The organism is Comamonas sp. C11, assembly GCF_024496285.1.
Taxonomy (GTDB): Bacteria; Pseudomonadota; Gammaproteobacteria; order Burkholderiales; family Burkholderiaceae_C; genus Comamonas; species Comamonas testosteroni_F.
On record NZ_CP101743.1, the window covers coordinates 2,028,826 to 2,047,653 of the forward strand.

Below are 18,828 nucleotides of genomic sequence, written 5' to 3' on the forward strand. Positions count from 1 at the left end.
CCCTCAACAAGAACCCCATCAAGGAGGCCTGAATCATGTACGCCGACCCCGCCCACATTCGCAAGAACCGTGTGAACCTGTCCCTGAACGATGCAGAGGACAGGCTGGCCGAAGCGATGGCCGAGTTCAACGGCATGCAGAAGTCTGTGTTTCTGCGCGAGCTGGTTCTGGAGGGTTTGTCTCGTTTCCATAGCTCCAAGTCTGCAGCGGCTGCTACAGAAATGCGAGCTACAAACTCGTGACGCTGGCGCGTCATTTCAGCAACGGTTGCGTAACGCGGAATGAAACCAAGTGCCAGCTCCACCCCAGACCGGGCAGCCCCTCGACCTTTCGGAACGAGAAGCCGCTGCACTCGATGCCTACGCCGCAGAGCATGGGCTTACCCGTCAACAAGCTGCCACGAAGCTGGCACAGCAAAGCCTGGAACACCGCTACCGCATCACGCCGCAGCAGGGCAGGGTTTTGCCATTTAGGAGGCAGTGATGGCCTCTCTTGAACTTTTGCGTAACGGATTTTCAGCAGATCGGACACGGCTATGAGCAACCTTCCTCCATTCGCCGTGGTGCCGCTGGAAGTGGCCACCGACCGTCGCCTGACGCTCGAGCAGACCCGTGTGCTGATCGCGCTCTTCTCATTCCGCAACAAGGCCACCAATACCGTGTGGCCTTCTCGCTCTGAAATTGCCCAGCGCACGGGCATGCATCCGTCCAACATCAGCAGCGCCACAACTGCCCTGGTGGCCTTGGGCTGGCTGCGCAAAGAAGGGCAGGGCGGCTACTCCAAATCGACCCGTTACACCCTGGATGTGCCTGACGTTTTGCAGGCCGAAAAAGTAGCCGATTCGGCTACGGTAGCCGAACAGGCAACGGTAGCCGATTCGGCTACTCAAACGGTAGCCGATCAGGCTACACGCGTGGTAGCCGATTCGGCTACACGCAAAGAACAGACCAAAGAACATACCAAGGAACAAAAGAATACAACGCGCGCATCCGCGCTCGTGCCTGCTGTTCCGAAACCCGATGGCGTGACCGACCAGACCTGGACCGACTGGCTGCAGCAGCGCAAGACGCTGAAGGCCACGGTCACGCAAACCGCTGTGGACGGGATCGAGCGAGAAGCCCGCAAAGCCGGATTCACGCTGGAAGCTGCCCTGCAGACCTGCTGCAGCAACGGCTGGCGCGGCTTCCGTGCCGACTGGGTGCAGCCCCGCCATCAAGCCCAGCCCCAGGCACCACGCCAGCTGCAGTCCTTCGCCGAGCGTGACCGCGAAGAGCAGATGCAGCGCTGGGAGCGGTCCACCGGCCGAGTGCACCCAGACCGCCAGCAGCAAATGCCGCGCAACGTCATCGACATCACGCCCCGCGGCGAAACGATGTTTTTGGAGTCCTGACCATGACGACAGAAGCCCTCAGCAGCATTCAGTGGCTATTCGGGAAGCTCGGCGCAGCATACGGCGCAGCGTGGGACCGGAGCCTTGGCGTCACCCCCATCGAGGACGTGCAAGCCGAGTGGAACAAGCGCCTGCTGGGCTTTACCGCCGGAGATATCCGCTACGCGCTGGACCATCTGCCGTCATCCAAGCCGCCAAACGTCTTTGAGTTTCGCGACCTATGCCGGGCCTCGCCGAAGAAGCAAGTCCCGCTGCTCGAGCAGACACCGGCCAACCCCCAGCGAGTGGCTGAGCTGGCAAAGCAAGTCCGTGAGTCCTTCGGCACCGAAGCGAAGAAGGACCCCAAAGCCTGGGCCCACAAGCTGCAGAAGCGCCACGAGTCCGGCGAAAAGCTGGGCGGCCACCAGATCCGAGCTTACCGAGAGGCGCTGGGCCTCGATGGCCGCCAGCCCTGGCAGTAAATCAATCAAAAACAGGAGCAACGAATCATGATCACGCTTATCCTTCCGTACCCTGTGAGTGCCAATCGCTACTGGCAAACCCGCGTCATCAAGCCCAAGGGCGGCAAGTTTTACCAGGCCATGACCTACGTCAGCGCCGAAGCCAAGGCGTTCAAGGATCTGGTGCACAAGCTGGCCATGGCTGCTGGCGTCCGAGCCCCCATCACTGGCCGCGTGGCCATCAGCTACACGCTGCACCCCCATTGCCCACAGGATGCGCTGCGCCGTGCCAAGCGTGACCCTGTTGGCTGGGAAGACACCGTGCAATGCATGGACCTGGACAACGCCCAGAAGGTTCTGTTGGACAGCCTCAAGGGCGTGGTGATCGATGACGACAAGTGGGTGCGCAAGATCTCGGCAGAGCGCGGTGCACCTGTGACGGGTGGCAAGCTGGTGGTGACCATCACCCCGATTTCCCCGGTCCCGGACATGACCACGCAAGAGCAGGGGGATTTGCTGGGGGCTCTGGTATGAATCCCGAAAACGTCATCCCCCAAAGCTTCGGCGGCCGGCCATACCCGCAGATTGCAGAACTGGTCGACGACTTGAACGCAGTGCTGGGAAAGTACGACGGCCAGATCCCGTTGGCGGCCGCAATCGGCGCGCTGCGCATCGTGGAGCACGGTCTGCTCCAGCAGGAAGGAGCGTGACATGCGCGACCGCCTCACCCTCGTCCTCAAGACCCCAGAGCAGGGCCACATCGCCATCACTAGCGCCTGGAAGCAGGCCAAGCAGGTGCTGGCCGATGGCCGCCGCCTGGTGCTGGAACTCCGGCCCGAGCGCCGGCAAGAGCGTCACAGCCGGCACTTCCATAGCCTTATCAACCAGATTAGTGCGCATGTGGGCGGTGACCTGGCCAACACCGACGACGCCAAGCGCATCCTGATCAGCGCCTTTCGGATGGACACCCTGCGCGATTCCCAGTTTTGCGACGAATGGGCGCGCTTCGGCGATCTACGCATTGGCCGTGGCCTGCGTGGTGAGACTGTAATGCTGGGCACGCAGTCCAAGGACTTCACCGACAAGATGGCCCGCGGCTTTATCGAATGGCTCTATGCCTTCGGCGCTGAGGCGGGCGTGGCCTTCAAGCCATGGGAGGGTGATCAGTGCTGAACCGCCTGACCAACGCCGAGCGCGATCACCTGGCCCGGGTGAAGCAGCTTCCCTGCAGTGTCTGCGATGAGCCCGGCCCCAGCGAAGCCCACCACATCAACCAGGGCCAGCAGTACACAGCCGTGGCCCTATGCCCCAGCTGCCACACCGGATCCCTCATGGGCTGGCACGGTCAGAAGCGCATGTGGGCTATCAAAAAGATGGATGAAATCGCTGCGCTGAACATAACAGTAAAGCGCTTGATGCTAGAAAAATAGGAGCAAATATGAACGCAGTGGCAGAACACCAGCACATAGACGAGTGCCAGCTGAACGACTTGCTCAACGAGATCCTGAGGGAGTGGCATAGCTGGAGCGCCGGAGACACGATTGCAGAGGGCTACCCCAGCCGCTCACCGTCATGCGCCCTTGGCCCAGCTGGCAGCGATGGCGATGGCCCATGCATGGAGACCGTGGACGCAGTGATGGATGCCATCCCCCAGCCCCACCGCACAGCCCTGGCATTCCAGGCGCGCAACCTGCACAGCCGCGCCCAGGTATGGAGCAGCCCCAGGCTCCCAGCCAACTGGGAGGAACGCCAGATCCTGCTGATGGAGGCCCGCAACCTGTTCACGCGCGGCTTGATGGCAAAAGGCGTTTTAGGGGGTTGACGCAAAAAACAGTTCGTGCAGAATACGTCTCGGGCCGTTGCGCCCAAAAATTCCAAAGCCCTGGCCTCAACCGCCGGGGCTTTTTCGTTTGTCTCCTGCTGGCCGAAAGCCGGCACCTGCCGCCCTGGTTCGCCTCGGCGGCTTTTTTATTCCCTTGATCCAGCCAAGGCCGCGCCGGAGCAGTCTGATGGCGTGGGTGATTTCCACCGTGATCTGTCGCGGTGCTGGTGAACAGAGAAGGGCAGAACCCCAGCGGCTCAGGCCGTAAGTCCTCATGGGGTGACAGATTCAGTTTCGCCACCACCAGGCGCGTCCGGCAAAGCATGCACTGACACATGGGACGCTAGGCCTGTGTGGTGGCACCTCATTGAAAGAAAAGCATGGCACTCACCCCAAAGCAAGAGCGCTTTGTGGCCGAGTACCTGATTGACCTGAACGCGACTCAGGCCGCGATCAGGGCTGGCTACAGCCAAAAGACAGCTGGCCAGATCGGCGAGCAAAACTTGAAGAAACTTGAAATCGCTGAAGCAGTCAAGGCCGCCATGGAAAAAAGGGCTGACCGCAACAGCGTCACCCAGGATGAAGTGATCAGCGGACTGCGAGAGCTGCGCGACATGGCCATGGGAAAGAAGCCGATGCGCATCACAGAGGTGATCAGAGCATCCGGAAAGAAGCCAAAGACGGTTGAACTGAATGTGACGGTCTTTGAAGCCGCCGCAGCCAAAGGCGCCTTGGAGCTGCTCGGCAAACACATCGGAATGTTCAAGGAAAAGGTCGAGCTCACCGGCGCCAACGGCGGTCCGGTAGAGACAGTCACTCGCGTCACGCGCACCATCGTGGATCCCAAGGCATGAGAACGCTGGACCTGAAGACGGCGCGAGTGTTTGCGCCGCTGCTGGAGCCTGCTCGCTACAAGGGCGCGCACGGTGGCCGGGGCTCTGGCAAATCCCACTTCTTCGGTGAGATGCTGATCGAGGACTGCCTGTATGAGCCGGGGGCCAGCGGCGGAGAAGGTCTGCGGTCGGTGTGCATACGTGAGGTGCAGAAGGATCTGAGCCAGTCCAGCAAGGCGCTGCTTGAGGGCAAGCTATCCGCGCTGAACCTTGGGCCGGCCGATGGCTTTCGGGTTTACAAGGACGTCATCACGACGCCGGGTGATGGCCTGATCATTTTCAAGGGCATGAACGACTACACGGCCGACAGCGTGAAATCGCTGGAAGGCTTCAAGCGAGCATGGTGGGAAGAGGCGCAGACTGCCACACAGCGAAGCCTGGACCTGCTGCGGCCAACGATGCGCGCACCGGGCTCTCAGCTCTGGTTCGGGTGGAACCCACGCTTTGCCATGGACCCGGTAGATCGCATGCTGCGCGCTGCTGAGCTGCCCACAGGCGCGCTGGTGGTGCAGGCCAACTGGCGGGACAACCCATGGTTTCCTGCTGAGCTTGAACAGGAGCGCCTGGACTGCCTGAGGCAGCAGCCTGACAAGTACGACCACATTTGGGAAGGCGGCTACGAGACGGTCAACGAGGGCGCCTACTTCGCCAAGCAGCTGACAGCAGCCAAGGCAGAGGGCCGGCTCGGTGTTGTCGCGGCTGACCCCAGCATGCGCCTGCGGGCCTATGCGGACATTGGCGGCACGGGCCGGAATGCCGACAGCTTCGCCATGTGGATCGTCCAGTTTGTCGGCCTGCAGGTGCGCGTGCTGGACTATTACGAGGCCCAGGGCCAGCCCATGGCGACTCATGTGCAGTGGCTGCATGACCGTGGCTACAAGCATGACCGCCTGGATATCTGGCTGCCACATGACGGAGACCGCTCTGATGTGGTGTTCGCTGTGACGCCGGCAAGCGAGCTGCGCCGCCTTGGCTACACCGTGACCACGATCCCGAACCAAGGCAAAGGCGCTGCGCTCAAGCGGGTCGAAGCCGCGCGCCAGCTGTTCCCCAGCATTTGGTTCAACCAAGAAAGCTGCGCCGGCGGCCTGGCCGCACTGGGCTGGTACCACGAGAAGCGCGATGAAAAGCGAGGAATCGGCCTGGGCCCAGAGCACGACTGGTCCAGCCACGGCTCTGACGCCTTCGGGCTCATGTGCTGCGATTGGACGCCGCCGCGCGTCATGGCGCCGTTACCGCTCCCTCAGATAGGAATTGTGTGATGACAATGGAAAAAGACACGTTCCGGCAGGTGCTGGAGCATGAAATCGATGATGCGCAGAGCTGGCTCACCGGTGGCATCCGCGCCGAGCAGCAGCGCAATCTGCAGTACTACCTGGGCCTGCCGCTGGGTAATGAGGTGGATGGCCGCTCTCAGGTGGTGTCCTGGGATGTGTTCGAGACCATCGAGAGCGCGCTGCCGAACTTCCTGGAGCCGTTCTTCTGCGGGGACAACATCGGCGAGTTCCTGCCGCGCGGACCTGGTGATGCTGAATATGCAGACCAGGCCACCGAGCTTGTGAACTTCGTCATTCAGAACGAGAACCCCGGCTTCCTGATCTTCATGGACTGGATCAAGGACTCGCTGCTGAGCAAGATCGGCGTAGTCCGGGCCAAGTGGGTGCAGGCTGATCCTGTACGCCAAGAGTTCCGTGGTCTGACCATGGAGCAGGTCACGCTGATGACCCAGGATCCAGCGGTATCGATCATCGAGGCGTCCACATCTGAGCAGTTGTCGCCCGATGTGATGCAGGCGGCCGGCCTGCAGATACCCGAGTTGTTCGATCTGACCATCATGCGCAAGCAGCGCGGCTGTGTGAAGCTGCGCAACGTGCCTCCTTCTGACTTTCTGGTCAACCGCACGGCCAAGACCATGGAAGAGGCCCGCCTGCTGGGCGAATGGGTCACCTACACCCGCTCGCAGCTCAAGGAAATGGGCATCAGCGATGTGGACGAGATCAAGAGCTATGACGGGGCCAGCAACCTGCTGGAGGAAGACGAGCGCACCAGCCTGCCAAATGACAGCGCCGACAAGTCGCTGGAAGAGGTAAGGCTGTTCGAAGGTTTCATCCGCTGCGACTACAACGGAGACGGCGTGGCCGAATGGCGCCGCATCCTGGTATCGGGCGACCGCGAACTGGAGAATGAAGAGGTCGAGGGGCACGAATATGCTGTCCTGACGCCAATCAAGTTGCCTCACCGCGTGATTGGCATGGCCTTGGCTGACCCGGTGACGGAGTTGCAGCGCCTGAGCAGCGGCCTGACACGCCAGTATGTCGATTCGCTGTATTTGGCCAACAACCCACGTACCTATGTCAACCAGAAGGCTGTCGTCAACCTGGATGATGTGATCAGCAACCGCATTGGCGGGATCATCCGTGGAGAGGGCCCGGCACAAGACGCCGTGTCGCCGATCAAGACGGCCCTGGTAGCTACCGAGTCTCTGGCCGGCATCGAGATGACCCAGGGCATGCGCGAGCGCCGCACCGGCGTCACCCGCTACAACCAGGGCCTTGACGCTGACAGCCTGAACAAGACCGCCACGGGCATCACCAAGATATCCAACATGGCCGACAGGCGCATGCTGCTGATCCTGCGCATGTTCGCCGAGAGCGGGGTGAAGGATCTGTTCAAGCTGGTCCTCCGGTTGATCACCCAGTACCAGGACATTCCGCTGACTATCCGGCTGCGCAATGAGTTCGTGCAGTTCGACCCCCGCATGTGGTCGCCTGACATGGACGTGAGCACAGACGTTGGCTTAGGCACGGGGGACAAGACCGAAACTCTGATGCTGCTCCAGCAGTTCGGCCAGTTCATGCAGCAGGCCGCTACCGTGGGCATGGTCGGGCCGCAGCAGATCTATGAATTTGGCAAGGCCCTAGCCAAGAACGCCAAGCTCAAGGGAGCCGCCGAGAAGTTCCTGATTCCGCCGGAAAAGATCCAGCAGAAGCCGCCCCAGCCATCGCCTGAGCAGATCAAGGCTCAGATGGAGCAGGCGAAATACCAGCATCTGCAGCAGATGGAGATCATCAAGCTCCAGGCCGAGGCAGCCGAAGGCGACAAACAGCGCGCCGCGGATCGCCAGCTCAAGGAAATGGAGCTGCAGCAGGACGCCTGGAAGTCCCTGATAGAGCTGTCAGCTGGCTACGTGATGGGCCAGGCCCGCCTGGACGGCCAGATGACGGAGCCCGCGCAGAACCTGATCGGCGGCACGCAGCTGGACCAGAACATGCAGGCTCCGAACATCACGCCGGAGCAGCTTGACTACGTGGCCAAGGTCATCAACGGCTTTGCCAACCGGTTTCAGAGAGGACAAGCATGAGCGACGCTCAATACCGGGCTGAGCAGGCCAAGCGCCTGCTTGATGACCCGCTGATGAAAGAGGCCCGCGCCGTGGTGGAGCAGGCCTTGAAGGATGAAATCCTGTCTCTTCCGCTCCATGAGCGCGAGCGCCGCGAAGCTGCGGTAGCCATGCTCAAGGGCGCAGAGCAGTTTTTCCGTGTGTTCCATCTTGTGATTGACGGGTACAAGCTGGAGCAGGCCGAGTTGACCAATGAGGCCCAAATCCAGTCCCGTCTCCAAGCCATCCAGGAGCGCATGCGCAATGTCTAAAGCAAAGAGTAAAGCGGGCGAGGCGCCTGCAGTGGAAACTAACGAACCCCAGGGTACTGAAGTCCAGGCGGCCCAGGAGCAGGCGGTGGAAGTGGTCACGGAAGCGGCTGAGACTGAATCCAGTCCCGTCTCCAAGCCGGCCGAAGATGATCCCAAAGTGGATGATCCTGCCGGCCAGGCCCCGCTAGAGGCGCTCGAGGCCTTCCTGCGCCGTGTGGAAGGCAAGCACATCGACCGCGACGTGGTGGCCACGGCCGCCACTCATCCGCATGCATCTGAAATCACATGGCCCGGCACCTATGGCGGCATCCGCCTGAGCGCTGGCCCTGTGTCGGTGACGTACAGCGACGGAACAACGGAATGAGCACAGAAGCTATTCACAAAGCGCTGTTTGCTGCTTACGACGCTGTCGAGGCGCTTGAAGATGCGCTGAAAGCCGATGCTGAGAAGAACATTCCTCCAGGATCGCACACACATGCCGCAGGGCATTACGCCCTTTTGGCTGCGAAGCACCGCTATCAGGCCAGCAAAGGCGCTGTGAAGCTTGATTCGATCTTTGCTTCAAAGCCCGCAGTGGCCGAAGTCGGCGTATGCGAGAACGTGGCCCGCGACTAAAGATTTTCAACACCGCCCGGGCACGGTTTGCCCGGCTGACCAGTTAGGAACAACCCGACAAGGGGCTGCATGCGACGGCGTGCGGCCCTTTTTTCGTTGGGCTCACACCTGGCCAGACCAACCACACCAACGATCATGGACGACGATCAAGACCAAAGCCCGACGCTGGAAGACCTGGCCAATGCACTGAACGACGACGAAGGACAAGCGCACGACGCCCCTGGATCTACTGAAGGTGCAGACGATTCCCAGGCCGAAAGCGCCACCGAAGCCGAAAGCGACCCGGAAGGCGTGCAAGAGGCAGCTGCAGACGACGAAGGACAAGCCGCCCAGGCCCCTGCCGACGATGCAGTCATTTCGTGGACCACTGCCGGCGGCGAGACTCTGGAAGCCCCTCTCTCTGAGCTGAAGGCTGGTTATCTGCGGCAGTCCGACTACACGCAGAAGACCCAAGCCCTGGCCGACGAGCGCAAGCAGGCATCGGAGCAGGTTGCCAAGCAGTACCAGCAGGTGCAGGAGTTCGCCCGCGAACAAGCGCAGCTGATGAACATGCAGGAGCAGCTGGCTCTGTTTGCCAAAGCTGACTGGAATGCCCTGTACGAGCAGGACCCGACCGAAGCAGGCCGGCTGCAAGCACAGTGGCGACAACTGGAAGCACGGGCCCAAGACACGGCACGAAGCTTCCAGGCCAAGGTCCAGCAGCGCGAAGCGGAGCAGGCCACCCAGTTTCAGCAGCGTACCCAGGAAGCCCTGCAGACCATGCAACGCGATATCCCAGGGTTCGGTGCTGAGCAACTGAAGGCCATGCGAGAAACGGGCATCGCCCATGGTTTCACGGATGCCGAGCTTTCCCAGGTGGCGGATGCCCGCACCCTGAAGGTTCTGCACGAGGCCGCGCAGTGGCGCGCCCTGCAGGCCAAGAAGCCGGCAACCCAACAAAAAGTGCAGGCAGCACCGCCCAAGGCATCCAAGCCTGGTGCAGCCAGCGTTCCCCAATCGAAACGCGAAGCGGCCTGGAAGCAGTTGAATGCCCGCCGTGACGTGGATTCTTTGGCTGCATTGATCGCAGCCTCGGAGTAAAGATATGGCTCAACAGACCAATTCCTTCGCCACGTTCAACGCGGTGGGCAACCGCGAAGAACTGGCCGATGCGATCTACCGCATCTCTCCCGAAGAAACCCCCTTCGTGTCGGCGATCGGCAAGGGCCCCGCATCCTCGGTCTTCCCCGAGTGGCAGACCGACGCCCTGGGCGCCGCCGCCAACAACAAGGTGGAGCAGGGTAACAACCCCACCATCGCAGCGACCACGCCCACCAAGCGCGTCGGCAACCGCACGCAGATCTCCGAAAAGACTTTCTCGGTCACCGGCACACAGGAAGTGGTCGACAAGGCCGGCCGCAAATCCGAAGTGGCCTACCAGAAGGCAAAGAAGATGATCGAGCTCAAGCGCGACATCGAGTTTGCGGCCATCAACAACACCACGGCGATTACTGCTGCCTCTGGCGTTGCGCCTCAGGCTCGCGGCATCGCTGGCTGGTTGGCAACGAACAACAGCTTGGGTGCCACCGGTGTTGCACCGAACCCCGATACCAACACAGCCCCCACTGACGGTACGCTGCGCACCTTCACTGAAGCGATGCTGAAAGACGTTGGCCAGAAGTGCTGGGAGCAGGGCGGTGATCCATCGCTGCTGTTCGTGCCAGCGGCACTGCGTGCGACGGTTTCGGCCTTCACCGGCGTGGCCCAGAAGACAAACGATGTGAAGTCCAAGGCCGCCACCACCGTGGCCACTGCGGACATTTATGTTGGCGACTTCGGCACCTACACCGTGGTCAATAGCCGCCAGCAGCGTGCCCGTGACGTTTTCCTGATCGACCCCAAGCGCTGGAAGCTTCTGACTCTGCGCGGCATGAAGGCCACGCCTCTGGCGAAGACCGGCGACTCGGAAAACTGGATGATCAACACCGAGTGGACGCTGCAGTCCAACCAGGAAGCTGCCAGCGGCGCTATCCGCGATCTGCAGCCCTGATCCATCCGCCAACTGAAATAGGCCGCCCTATGGGGCGGCTTTTTATTTATGCAGAAACGAATCCTGAGCAACAACGGCCACTCGCAGGCCATCTGGCACGACCACGGTGATGGCAAGGTGACTGTCCAGCAGGTGACAGACGTAACAGCCGCCGTCGAGCGCGCCAAAGGGCTGCACAACATCGGTGCGCATACGACTGGCATGGGCGACAAGCATGTGGCATCGGTGCCCATCCCTGTGCTGACCGAGTGGGCCCAGAAGCGAGGAAAGACCTACGCCGATGTTCTTCAGGATTCGGGTTTGTTGAAGCAGTTCCTGGAAGACCCTGATAACAGCGTCTTTCGCGTCTGGAAAGGGCGGCTATGAGCTCCACGATCATCGTCCCCGGCGGTACAGGCGGCGCCTCTGGGACAACGCTGCTGAGCCTGAGCAAAGATATTGCCGCTTGGCTGAACCGCACCGACCTGAACGAACGCATTCCCAACTTCATCCAGTTAGCCGAAGCAGAGTTCTCCAGGGAGCCGCGTCTGCGCTCTACCTTCCAAGTGATGCAGGTTGAAGGCCAGGTGCCGGCAGGAGAGATCCAGTTGCCCGGCGATCTCTTGGAGCTACAGGAGCTCGTTTTCAATGACCAAGTGGTCAAAGAGCTTCCCTATGAGGACTGGCGGTGCAAGAACGATCCGCGCTATTTTGCGCGCGTCGGCGAAGTGATCCACCTCACAGGCAAGCCGGCCGGGTCATATCGTCTGCGCTACTTGCAAAGGCTCCCGGGCCTGAAGTTCGATTCAGATTCCAACTGGCTGCTCAGTGACGGGCCAGACGTTTATCTGTGGAAGTGCTGCGAACTTGGTTCTGTCTGGCTGCGTGACCCAGAAGCGGCGCTCGGCTATCGGGGTATGTACGCCACGGCCGTGGATCAGATGCTCGCAGCCATCAATCTGCACAAATGGGGCGGCGCATCAATCGCCGTCCAGTCCCCGGGGGTCGTATGAACAAAGTGCTCGGTTTTGCGCCGGATTCAGACCCGACCACACCGGGCCTGCTGGTGGATTGCGAAAACCTGATCCCATCAGAGCTTGGCATGCGGCCTGGGCCGACAGCTACGCCTTTGGGCATCCAGGCCCTCCCGGAACAGGCCCGCGGTGCGCTGGCAGCCATTGATCTCAACGGGAACAGGCTGGTATTTGCTGGGAGCACCGCGCACTTGTACATGCTTGCAGGCAATGTCTGGAGCGACATTTCCGGGTCTGGTGCACCGTTTTCTCTGGGAAATGAGGAAGTCTGGGCATTGACTCAGTTTGCCAACAGCACTGTCGCTTCCAGCCGATCAGCCGGCATGCACATCGCCACAGGAAGCGATTTTGCGCCAGTGACAGATGCTCCCAAAGCGAAGATCCTTGTCTCGCTCAAGGGCTTCGTCATGGCCTTCAACACCGATGAAACCACCTATGGGGATTCGCCGGACCGGTGGTGGTGCTCCGCCTACCTGAACGCCTCTGACTGGACGCCAAACGTGTCGACACTATGCACAACCGGGCGCCTGGTGGAATCCGGCGGGGAAATATCGGCCGCGCATCGTCTCGGTGATGATGTGATCGTCTACAAGCGTCGTTCGACCTACGTTGGGCGCTATACGGGCCCCGCGGAGGTATGGAACTACACGATGGTCGACTCTGATGTGGGCTGCGTGGGTCAGGATGCTGTCTGCGACACCGGAAAGGCGCACTTCTTCATCGGCGATGACGACATCTATGCCTTTGATGGCGTGCAGGTACGGCCGATTGGCCGCGGGGTGCTGCGCGACTGGTTCGTGGGCGTGCGCAACCCGAAATACATGCACCGCTCCATAGCCTATTGGGACAAGCAGAACCAGCTGGCCTGGTTCTTCTTCCCCAGCGTGGCGGGTGGTGGCGATGTTGACATGGGCTTGGTCTACCACCCATCGACTGGGCGGTGGGGCCGCGCCAATCACAAGATCCGAAGTCTGCTGCGCTTTGCATCGCCGGCGCAGACCTATGACGGATCGTCCGGCCTGATCTCGACCTACGACACCGGCCCCGACATTGACTATGACTCACCGTTCTGGACGGAAGAGCAAGAGCTGATGTCGGGCTTTGACCAGAGCAATCGCATCATGACGTTCAGCGGCATCCCAGGGCAATCCAGCTTCACCACTGGAGACTGGGGCGATGAGGAGCAATACAGCTCTTGCGATCGGCTGTCCCTAAGGCTGAAAAAGTCGCCGCTCGGAGCATTTGCCACTGGTTTCACCAAAGACGATGGTGGTTCTCAGGTGCAGATGGCATCGGTGGCCATCCGTGACGATGCAGCATTTGACCTCCGGCAGCGCGCCCGCTGGCACCGGTTCAAGGTCGATGTGACTGGCGACTATGCGCTGATCGGGATCAGCCCCAGGCTGAAGCAGGCAGGATTCAGATGAGAGTTCCAACCGACAACTTCCGCCTTGGCAGTGACCTGCCATCGGTCATCCGCGCGCTGGCCAGTCAGGTGCTTCCGCAGTTCGCGGTGCAGATCAATGCCGTATCTGAAGGGCGCATCTCTGGCCACTACAACGCCATGGATGCTCATCCGACAACTGGGTTGTGGCAGCAGGGCGACTACATCCGGAACAAATCACCGGTGGTGCTGGGAACAGCCGGCTCGCAATATGTTCTCAAGGGGTGGATATGCGTTGCCGGTGGAGAGTCTGGCACTTGGGCCGAAGACAGGGGGGTGACTGGCACATGACCTACAAGCTGCAAGTCATCCCTGCGGCCTTCGTTGGCCGCGCCTGGCTGGATGGTGCGCACATGCTGGCCAAGGCCTGCGAAACCTCGGGCGGCGAGATCACCGGAGAACAGCTCAAGCTGCTTCTCAGCCGTGGCGAGCGTGATCTGATCCGCATCGACCTGGACGGGAAGGCTGTTGGCTGGGCTGTTACGCGCATCGACCAGCTTCCCAATGTCCGCGCGCTGCACATCTGCGAGCTGTACGCCCCCGGCGGCCATTGGCTGGCCTGCAGTGAACAACTGGCGGCCATGGCCCGGGCCAACGGCTGCACAGAAATGCGCTGCAGCGCCAAGCCGGCGCAAGTCAGGCTCTATCAACGGCATCTCCCCTGGGAGCCGATTTACACAACCTTGAGGATGCCCATATGAATCCGCATCAAGAAAAGCGCCGCGCCCTTGGACAGATGAAAGCCTGTGGCGGCGGAGGTGGAGGCACCAGCACCAGCAGCAGCGCGATTGCATATCCTGACGAGATCCGACCGCTGCTCTCCAATGTGGCCAACTTGTCAACCCAGCTGGCAAACAAGACCTGGCAAGGCTACGGCGGCCAGCGCTATGCAGACCTGAACAATACCCAGCAGCAGGCGTTGCAGGGCATCACTGACCGCGCCACCGGTGGATCCGACCTGTGGAACCAGGCCCAAGGCAACTTGCAGCAGATGATGGGCGACCAGACGAATCCCTATCTGGACCAACAGGTGGCCAATGCGCAGAAATCGGTGGTTGACAGCTACAACCTGACGGCCAAGCCGCAGATGGAGTCGGCCATGGTCGGCTCTGGCTCCTTCGGCAACTCCGGCCTGCAGCAGATGCAGCAGCAGTCCCAGAACCAGCTGCAGCAGAACCTGGGCAACGTCGCCACGCAGATGTACGGCAATGCGTACAACACCAATCAGGCGAACCGCCTGTCGGCGTTGGGCATGGCACAAGGCTTCGCGAACCAGGATTATGCGGACCTGAATCAGCTGCTCAACGCCGGCAACACCCTGCAGGACCAGGCGCAGAACAACGCCGACTTCAACTACGAGCAGTGGCAGCAGCAGCAGGATGACCCCTACAAGAAGCTGCAGGCCATGACCGGCGTGATGAACAACACCGCCGGCAGCACCACAACGACAAATCAGAGCGGGGGTAAGTAATGCTGCAGTTCTTGCCAATGGCGTTGGGGGCCCTGGGCGGCGCCTTGACGAATAAGGACCCTCTGACTGGCGCGTTGACTGGGGCAGGTCTTGGTGCCGTGACTGGCGGTCTTGGGGGGCTTGGTGGCGCGGCCGCATCTGCGCCAGGGGCTGCTGGCACTACAGCACTGGGATTCGGGTCCCTGGCTGACACTGCCGCGCAGGCTTTGCCAACAACTGCAGCATCAACCGGCGTCCCTGGAATAGATGCCATCGGTTTTGGGTCTATGGCTAAGACGGCGGCACCTGCGGGCGGCCTGCTTTCGCCAACCAACCTGAAAACCGTCTCCGACATGGCCGGCATCGCCGGGAAGATGGGTCTCATGGATAGCCCGCAGGGGCCGGTTGCGCAGTCTGCAGGCATCCCAGGCAGGCAAGCCGACTTCACCGGTCTGCTGTCGGCCGCCCGTGGCAACCAGATGTCGGGCGCGGAAAAACTCATGGCTCAGCGCGCTGCGCGCAGGGGGTGATTTATGGCAACACAGATGCCAAGCTATGGCGCATACCAGCAGGTCTATGGCCAGCAGCCGGAACAGGGTGGTTTCATGGGCTTGCTCAGCTCGCCGGTTGCTCAAGGTCTTCTGGGAGCCGGCCTGGGCGCTCTGGCCAGCCGCGGAACCACTGCTCAGGCCATTGGCCGCGGCGGTCTGCTCGGCCTTTCTGCCTACGGCCAGGCCCAGGACACGCAGAACAACCGGCTCCTGCAGATGGCCCAGGCCAAGCTGCAGCAGGACGCCCTGGCGAAGATGGTGCCTGGTGCTGACGGCGCGATTTCTGCTTCGCCGGCCACGTTCCTGCAGGCCGGGTTCTCCGACCCCAGCAAGTGGGCCGACATTCGCAACGCCGGCCGCGACAAACTGAAGGAGATTCAGCAGGTCACTGGCGCTGATGGCTCCAAGTCGCTTTTCGGCGTGGACGAGTACGGCGGCGTGCGCAACACCGGCCTGGCCAATGCGCCCGAGATCAAGACTCAGGACATTGGCGGCCAGGTGATCGGCTGGAACCCGTATACCGGACAGCAGGCCAGCGCCGTGGACAAGTCGCTGACCCCCGACCAGGTGCAGGACACGGCTAACCAGCCATTCATGATGGTCAACGGCCAGATTGTGGCCAATCCGGCCTATCAGGCCTACTCGAAGGCCAAGGCAGCCGCCGGGGCCGCGCGCACCAATGTCGTAGTTGATGCAGCGCCAAAGGCCTTCTGGAGCGATTTCGGGAAGCAGGCAAGCGACCAGTTGTTCAAAGAGCGAGAGCAGGCGCAAGGTGCGGCAACAACTCTGCACAGCATTGATGAGATTCGAAAAGTTGTTGCAGGGGGAGCGTTCCAGGGGACTGGCGCAGATCTGAAACTGAATGCAGCAAAGGCTCTCGGGTCTATCGGCCTCCAGATTGCTCCAGAACAAGTGGCGAATTCAGAGCAGTTCAATGCCATTACCAATCAATTTGTTCTTGGCTCTATCAAGACTCTTGGTGCAAACCCATCTGATGCTGACCGAGAGTTTCTCAAGAAGACAGTTCCCAGCCTATCTACCGACCCCAATGCTTTGCCGAAGTTGTTGGACTTCCTCGGCCGCAAGGCGCGTACCCAGGTTGAAGGCTACAACACCAAAATTCGCGGCGTGCAGCGGCAGCCCGGCGCGGAGTTCATGCCTTTCAGCCTTGAGGTCCCATCCACACCGAAAGAGCAGTCGCCTTCTGCGCCTGTTCGTCGCTTTAATCCGGCGACAGGAAGGATTGAGTAATGCCACAAATCATTGAGGTTCCTGGCGTCGGCCAGGTTGAATTCCCTGATGGGATGAGCGATGAGCAGATCATTTCTGCGATCCGTTCAAACTCGCCAGAGAAGCCCGCATCTGCCCCGGGCCCGTTGTCTCAGATGATTCTTGGCCAGCGGCCAACACCCCAGCGCTCTGCCCTGGAGAACATCGGCCGCCAGGTCGGTTTGACAGGCCGCTATGCGCTGGAGGGTGGGGCCCAGATCCTGGACCTTCCAGGCGCTTTGTTCCGTTCTGGGCTTGGCGCCATGGGCATACAGTCCGACCTGCCGTCTGAAAGCGCCTCGAAGCTGGCCGATAGCCTCGGCTTGCCCAAGCCAGAGACTGGGCTTGAGCGCGGTGTGGCGGCTGCAACGCGCGGTGGCTTTGGCGCGGCTGTTCCTGCTGGACTGGCCGCCCAGGGCGCCCGCGGCACCACAGGCACCACGCAAGGCATTCTGTCGGCACTGGCCGCAAACCCTGCTGCACAGATCGGTGGTGGGGCCGGCGGTGGGGCGGCGGCCGATGCGGCAAAAGAGGCAGGGATGAACTGGGTAGGGCAGATGGCCGCCGGTCTTGCAGGTGGTGTGGCCGGCGGCATGGTTGGCAATGCCGCCATGAATGCAGCAGGCCGGGCCAGCGAGGCGGTCGGCCGTCGCGTCGGCCTGGATGCCATGCCTGAGCTCAAGCCTAAACGCATGAACGACACAGAGCTGTCTGCGGTGTTGCGCAACCGCTTGAGCATCACGGGAGGCGACTGGGATGCCATCCCCGCCAATGTGCAGAAGTCGCTGATGACCGACCTGCGCAAGGCAAATACTCTGGAAGGGCTGGATGCTCGGGCCGCCCAGCGGCTGGCAGACTTTCGCGCCTTGGAGGTGACGCCGACACGGGGAACTGTGACGCGTGACCCCATCCAGTTCACCAATGAGAAGAACCTGGCCAAGACTGGCGCCAACAGCAATCTGGCGAATATCCAGGGTCTGGCTCAGATGGAGAACGCCAATAACAGCCGGCTGATTCAGCTGCTGCAGGGCGTGGAAGGTGGCCGGGAGACTGACGCCATTGCCGCCGGCCGCGCGCTGTCCGGGAACATTGCGCAGCAGCGTGATGCGCTCCGGGCTGCAGAGTCTGCCGCATGGCGAGACGCTCGAGCCACGCCTGGATATCGCATGCCCATGCAGGCCAATGTGCTGGGCGACATCAATGCCGCCCTGGACGACGCCGGCCTGATGCCGTTCATGGATTCGCGGATATCCTCGTACATCCAGGCCTTGCAAACGAATCCAGACCAGTTCACACCCCAGGCGTACCGCAACCTGCAGAGCATGCTGTCCAACACCATGCGCGCTGGCGGGAATGAGGCGGCGGCGGCCGGCGTGGCCCGGGATATTCTGGAGCAAGCCCGCATGCAGCCTGCGGCATCGCAGATCTTCAATCCCGGCGGTGCGCCGGCTGCGGCCAGAACCGCCCAGCAGATGAGGGTGACTGACCCCCTGCCTGGTGACGCTATGTCAGCGATTGACCGCGCACGGCAGGCAACGCGGGCAGCCTATGGGTTTGAGGACTCTTCGCCTCTGGTGCGCTCGGCCCTTTCGGACAGTGCCAACGCTGATCCGGCGAGGCTGGCCAAGAGGTTTGTCATCGATGGGACGGCGGATGAAGCGGCCCAGGTGGCAAGAAATCTCACGCCGGAGGGCAGGCAAGTCGTTCGTGATGCGCTCGCCACCCACATCAAGCGCAAGGCCCTGAGTGGGGCAGCTGATGAGGTGGGGAATATTTCTCAGAAGTCGCTGAACTCGGCGCTTAGCTCTCTTGGTCCTGAAAAACTGGGTCTGTTCTTCTCCCCGGAGGACATACAGCAGTTGCAGCGAATCGGACGCGTGGCGAGCTATATCCAGGCGCAGCCGGCGGGGTCAGCGGTGAACAACAGCAACTCGGGGGCCTTAGTAGTAGGGAAGGCGTTGAATGCTCTGACAGGAATCACCAGCAAGATTCCGCTCTTGAACATCAATCAGCAGGTTGATGCTCTTGTGAGCACAGGCCGCACTGCAAATGCTCTGCGTGCAAGCCGCGGTCTTCTGGCACCGCAAGCGCCGGAATATGGCCTTCTGTCAAACGCCGGCCGTGGGGCTGCGATGGGTGGATTACTTGCGATCCCTGAAGACGCCGAGCGCACCAAGAACGATAAGCGCAAGTAGGTAGCCGAAGGTGCCGGGAGCGATCCCGGTGCTCTCCCCCCATTCGCTCATTGCGATGGACCAGGG

The 18,828-nt window shown here is 61.3% G+C and carries 26 protein-coding genes; 25 read left to right on the forward strand and 1 reads right to left on the reverse strand.

Translation table 11 applies throughout. The annotated features are described in order from the left end of the window. Positions 1-35: 35 nt before the first annotated feature. Complete coding sequence (locus tag NOX35_RS09315) at positions 36-242, forward strand: hypothetical protein (RefSeq protein WP_034383533.1); 207 nt, start codon at positions 36-38, stop codon at positions 240-242. Positions 243-252: 10 nt separating this feature from the next. On the opposite strand, the gene NOX35_RS09320 is transcribed toward NOX35_RS09315, so the two are convergent. Further along, entirely contained in the window at positions 253-531 is a 279-nt protein-coding gene (locus NOX35_RS09320; protein WP_256496431.1) for a hypothetical protein, read from the reverse strand. Between the two features lie 4 nt (positions 532-535). On the opposite strand from NOX35_RS09320, the gene NOX35_RS09325 reads away from it, so the two are divergent. The 24 genes from NOX35_RS09325 to NOX35_RS09440 all read left to right on the forward strand — a co-directional run bounded on the left by NOX35_RS09325 (position 536) and on the right by NOX35_RS09440 (position 18,762). Further along, positions 536-1,390: a helix-turn-helix domain-containing protein gene (locus NOX35_RS09325; protein WP_256496432.1), complete on the forward strand. Its 855-nt coding sequence runs from the start codon at positions 536-538 to the stop codon at positions 1,388-1,390. Between the two features lie 2 nt (positions 1,391-1,392). Continuing rightward, positions 1,393-1,851, forward strand: a complete 459-nt coding sequence (locus NOX35_RS09330) for a hypothetical protein (protein ID WP_256496433.1) — start codon at positions 1,393-1,395, stop codon at positions 1,849-1,851. A 27-nt stretch (positions 1,852-1,878) separates the two neighbouring features. Next, a complete protein-coding gene (locus NOX35_RS09335) occupies positions 1,879-2,364 on the forward strand; it encodes a RusA family crossover junction endodeoxyribonuclease (RefSeq protein WP_256496434.1) in 486 nt (161 codons plus the stop codon). Next, positions 2,361-2,540: a hypothetical protein gene (locus tag NOX35_RS09340; protein ID WP_256496435.1), complete on the forward strand. Its 180-nt coding sequence runs from the start codon at positions 2,361-2,363 to the stop codon at positions 2,538-2,540. The genes NOX35_RS09335 and NOX35_RS09340 overlap by 4 nt, the downstream gene beginning before the upstream one ends. A gap of 1 nt (position 2,541) precedes the next feature. Beyond that, positions 2,542-3,003 carry a recombination protein NinB gene (locus tag NOX35_RS09345; protein ID WP_256496436.1) on the forward strand — a complete coding sequence of 154 codons (462 nt, stop codon included), beginning with the start codon at positions 2,542-2,544 and terminating at the stop codon, positions 3,001-3,003. Then, entirely contained in the window at positions 2,997-3,260 is a 264-nt protein-coding gene (locus NOX35_RS09350; protein WP_256496437.1) for a hypothetical protein, read from the forward strand. Before NOX35_RS09345 ends, NOX35_RS09350 begins: the two co-directional genes overlap by 7 nt. 8 nt (positions 3,261-3,268) lie before the next feature. After that, positions 3,269-3,652, forward strand: a complete 384-nt coding sequence (locus NOX35_RS09355) for a hypothetical protein (RefSeq protein WP_256496438.1) — start codon at positions 3,269-3,271, stop codon at positions 3,650-3,652. A gap of 380 nt (positions 3,653-4,032) precedes the next feature. Further along, positions 4,033-4,506 (forward strand): terminase small subunit, encoded by a 474-nt coding sequence (locus tag NOX35_RS09360; RefSeq protein WP_256496439.1) that lies wholly within the window; start codon positions 4,033-4,035, stop codon positions 4,504-4,506. Then, a complete protein-coding gene (locus NOX35_RS09365; RefSeq protein ID WP_256496440.1) occupies positions 4,503-5,807 on the forward strand; it encodes a PBSX family phage terminase large subunit in 1,305 nt (434 codons plus the stop codon). The genes NOX35_RS09360 and NOX35_RS09365 overlap by 4 nt, the downstream gene beginning before the upstream one ends. Next, positions 5,807-7,906 (forward strand): hypothetical protein, encoded by a 2,100-nt coding sequence (locus NOX35_RS09370; RefSeq protein WP_256496441.1) that lies wholly within the window; start codon positions 5,807-5,809, stop codon positions 7,904-7,906. Before NOX35_RS09365 ends, NOX35_RS09370 begins: the two co-directional genes overlap by 1 nt. Then, positions 7,903-8,196, forward strand: a complete 294-nt coding sequence (locus NOX35_RS09375; RefSeq protein ID WP_256496442.1) for a hypothetical protein — start codon at positions 7,903-7,905, stop codon at positions 8,194-8,196. The genes NOX35_RS09370 and NOX35_RS09375 overlap by 4 nt, the downstream gene beginning before the upstream one ends. After that, positions 8,189-8,560, forward strand: coding sequence for a hypothetical protein (locus tag NOX35_RS09380; RefSeq protein WP_256496443.1), 372 nt, complete (start codon positions 8,189-8,191; stop codon positions 8,558-8,560). Before NOX35_RS09375 ends, NOX35_RS09380 begins: the two co-directional genes overlap by 8 nt. After that, a complete protein-coding gene (locus NOX35_RS09385; protein WP_256496444.1) occupies positions 8,557-8,811 on the forward strand; it encodes a hypothetical protein in 255 nt (84 codons plus the stop codon). Before NOX35_RS09380 ends, NOX35_RS09385 begins: the two co-directional genes overlap by 4 nt. Before the next feature lie 135 nt (positions 8,812-8,946). Beyond that, positions 8,947-9,891, forward strand: coding sequence for a hypothetical protein (locus NOX35_RS09390; protein WP_256496445.1), 945 nt, complete (start codon positions 8,947-8,949; stop codon positions 9,889-9,891). A 4-nt stretch (positions 9,892-9,895) separates the two neighbouring features. Beyond that, entirely contained in the window at positions 9,896-10,840 is a 945-nt protein-coding gene (locus NOX35_RS09395) for a DUF5309 domain-containing protein (protein ID WP_256496446.1), read from the forward strand. Between the two features lie 48 nt (positions 10,841-10,888). Further along, complete coding sequence (locus tag NOX35_RS09400) at positions 10,889-11,206, forward strand: hypothetical protein (protein WP_256496447.1); 318 nt, start codon at positions 10,889-10,891, stop codon at positions 11,204-11,206. Beyond that, a complete protein-coding gene (locus tag NOX35_RS09405) occupies positions 11,203-11,832 on the forward strand; it encodes a hypothetical protein (RefSeq protein ID WP_256496448.1) in 630 nt (209 codons plus the stop codon). The genes NOX35_RS09400 and NOX35_RS09405 overlap by 4 nt, the downstream gene beginning before the upstream one ends. Then, complete coding sequence (locus tag NOX35_RS09410) at positions 11,829-13,280, forward strand: hypothetical protein (protein ID WP_256496449.1); 1,452 nt, start codon at positions 11,829-11,831, stop codon at positions 13,278-13,280. Before NOX35_RS09405 ends, NOX35_RS09410 begins: the two co-directional genes overlap by 4 nt. After that, positions 13,277-13,588 carry a hypothetical protein gene (locus NOX35_RS09415; RefSeq protein ID WP_256496450.1) on the forward strand — a complete coding sequence of 104 codons (312 nt, stop codon included), beginning with the start codon at positions 13,277-13,279 and terminating at the stop codon, positions 13,586-13,588. The genes NOX35_RS09410 and NOX35_RS09415 overlap by 4 nt, the downstream gene beginning before the upstream one ends. Next, positions 13,585-13,998: a hypothetical protein gene (locus NOX35_RS09420; RefSeq protein ID WP_256496451.1), complete on the forward strand. Its 414-nt coding sequence runs from the start codon at positions 13,585-13,587 to the stop codon at positions 13,996-13,998. Before NOX35_RS09415 ends, NOX35_RS09420 begins: the two co-directional genes overlap by 4 nt. Beyond that, positions 13,995-14,768, forward strand: coding sequence for a hypothetical protein (locus tag NOX35_RS09425; RefSeq protein ID WP_256496452.1), 774 nt, complete (start codon positions 13,995-13,997; stop codon positions 14,766-14,768). Before NOX35_RS09420 ends, NOX35_RS09425 begins: the two co-directional genes overlap by 4 nt. 266 nt (positions 14,769-15,034) lie before the next feature. Beyond that, on the forward strand, positions 15,035-15,277 hold the full coding sequence (locus tag NOX35_RS09430) for a hypothetical protein (protein WP_256496453.1): 243 nt from the start codon (positions 15,035-15,037) through the stop codon (positions 15,275-15,277). 3 nt (positions 15,278-15,280) lie between these two features. Beyond that, on the forward strand, positions 15,281-16,549 hold the full coding sequence (locus NOX35_RS09435; protein WP_256496454.1) for a hypothetical protein: 1,269 nt from the start codon (positions 15,281-15,283) through the stop codon (positions 16,547-16,549). Continuing rightward, positions 16,549-18,762, forward strand: a complete 2,214-nt coding sequence (locus NOX35_RS09440) for a hypothetical protein (RefSeq protein WP_256496455.1) — start codon at positions 16,549-16,551, stop codon at positions 18,760-18,762. Before NOX35_RS09435 ends, NOX35_RS09440 begins: the two co-directional genes overlap by 1 nt. Positions 18,763-18,828 lie beyond the last annotated feature (66 nt).

Bases quoted from the DNA above. Each gene is read 5' to 3' on its own strand.
- NOX35_RS09405 (WP_256496448.1), top strand. From the start codon at position 11,203: ATGAGCTCCACGATCATCGTCCCCGGCGGTACAGGCGGCGCCTCTGGG.
- NOX35_RS09360 (WP_256496439.1), top strand. From the start codon at position 4,033: ATGGCACTCACCCCAAAGCAAGAGCGCTTTGTGGCCGAGTACCTGATT.
- NOX35_RS09430 (WP_256496453.1), top strand. From the start codon at position 15,035: ATGGCTAAGACGGCGGCACCTGCGGGCGGCCTGCTTTCGCCAACCAAC.
- NOX35_RS09375 (WP_256496442.1), top strand. From the start codon at position 7,903: ATGAGCGACGCTCAATACCGGGCTGAGCAGGCCAAGCGCCTGCTTGAT.
- NOX35_RS09395 (WP_256496446.1), top strand. From the start codon at position 9,896: ATGGCTCAACAGACCAATTCCTTCGCCACGTTCAACGCGGTGGGCAAC.
- NOX35_RS09410 (WP_256496449.1), top strand. From the start codon at position 11,829: ATGAACAAAGTGCTCGGTTTTGCGCCGGATTCAGACCCGACCACACCG.
- NOX35_RS09435 (WP_256496454.1), top strand. From the start codon at position 15,281: ATGGCAACACAGATGCCAAGCTATGGCGCATACCAGCAGGTCTATGGC.
- NOX35_RS09365 (WP_256496440.1), top strand. From the start codon at position 4,503: ATGAGAACGCTGGACCTGAAGACGGCGCGAGTGTTTGCGCCGCTGCTG.
- NOX35_RS09355 (WP_256496438.1), top strand. From the start codon at position 3,269: ATGAACGCAGTGGCAGAACACCAGCACATAGACGAGTGCCAGCTGAAC.
- NOX35_RS09345 (WP_256496436.1), top strand. From the start codon at position 2,542: ATGCGCGACCGCCTCACCCTCGTCCTCAAGACCCCAGAGCAGGGCCAC.
- NOX35_RS09380 (WP_256496443.1), top strand. From the start codon at position 8,189: ATGTCTAAAGCAAAGAGTAAAGCGGGCGAGGCGCCTGCAGTGGAAACT.
- NOX35_RS09330 (WP_256496433.1), top strand. From the start codon at position 1,393: ATGACGACAGAAGCCCTCAGCAGCATTCAGTGGCTATTCGGGAAGCTC.
- NOX35_RS09325 (WP_256496432.1), top strand. From the start codon at position 536: ATGAGCAACCTTCCTCCATTCGCCGTGGTGCCGCTGGAAGTGGCCACC.
- NOX35_RS09420 (WP_256496451.1), top strand. From the start codon at position 13,585: ATGACCTACAAGCTGCAAGTCATCCCTGCGGCCTTCGTTGGCCGCGCC.
- NOX35_RS09335 (WP_256496434.1), top strand. From the start codon at position 1,879: ATGATCACGCTTATCCTTCCGTACCCTGTGAGTGCCAATCGCTACTGG.
- NOX35_RS09370 (WP_256496441.1), top strand. From the start codon at position 5,807: ATGACAATGGAAAAAGACACGTTCCGGCAGGTGCTGGAGCATGAAATC.
- NOX35_RS09340 (WP_256496435.1), top strand. From the start codon at position 2,361: ATGAATCCCGAAAACGTCATCCCCCAAAGCTTCGGCGGCCGGCCATAC.
- NOX35_RS09385 (WP_256496444.1), top strand. From the start codon at position 8,557: ATGAGCACAGAAGCTATTCACAAAGCGCTGTTTGCTGCTTACGACGCT.
- NOX35_RS09400 (WP_256496447.1), top strand. From the start codon at position 10,889: ATGCAGAAACGAATCCTGAGCAACAACGGCCACTCGCAGGCCATCTGG.
- NOX35_RS09440 (WP_256496455.1), top strand. From the start codon at position 16,549: ATGCCACAAATCATTGAGGTTCCTGGCGTCGGCCAGGTTGAATTCCCT.
- NOX35_RS09425 (WP_256496452.1), top strand. From the start codon at position 13,995: ATGAATCCGCATCAAGAAAAGCGCCGCGCCCTTGGACAGATGAAAGCC.
- NOX35_RS09415 (WP_256496450.1), top strand. From the start codon at position 13,277: ATGAGAGTTCCAACCGACAACTTCCGCCTTGGCAGTGACCTGCCATCG.
- NOX35_RS09390 (WP_256496445.1), top strand. From the start codon at position 8,947: ATGGACGACGATCAAGACCAAAGCCCGACGCTGGAAGACCTGGCCAAT.
- NOX35_RS09315 (WP_034383533.1), top strand. From the start codon at position 36: ATGTACGCCGACCCCGCCCACATTCGCAAGAACCGTGTGAACCTGTCC.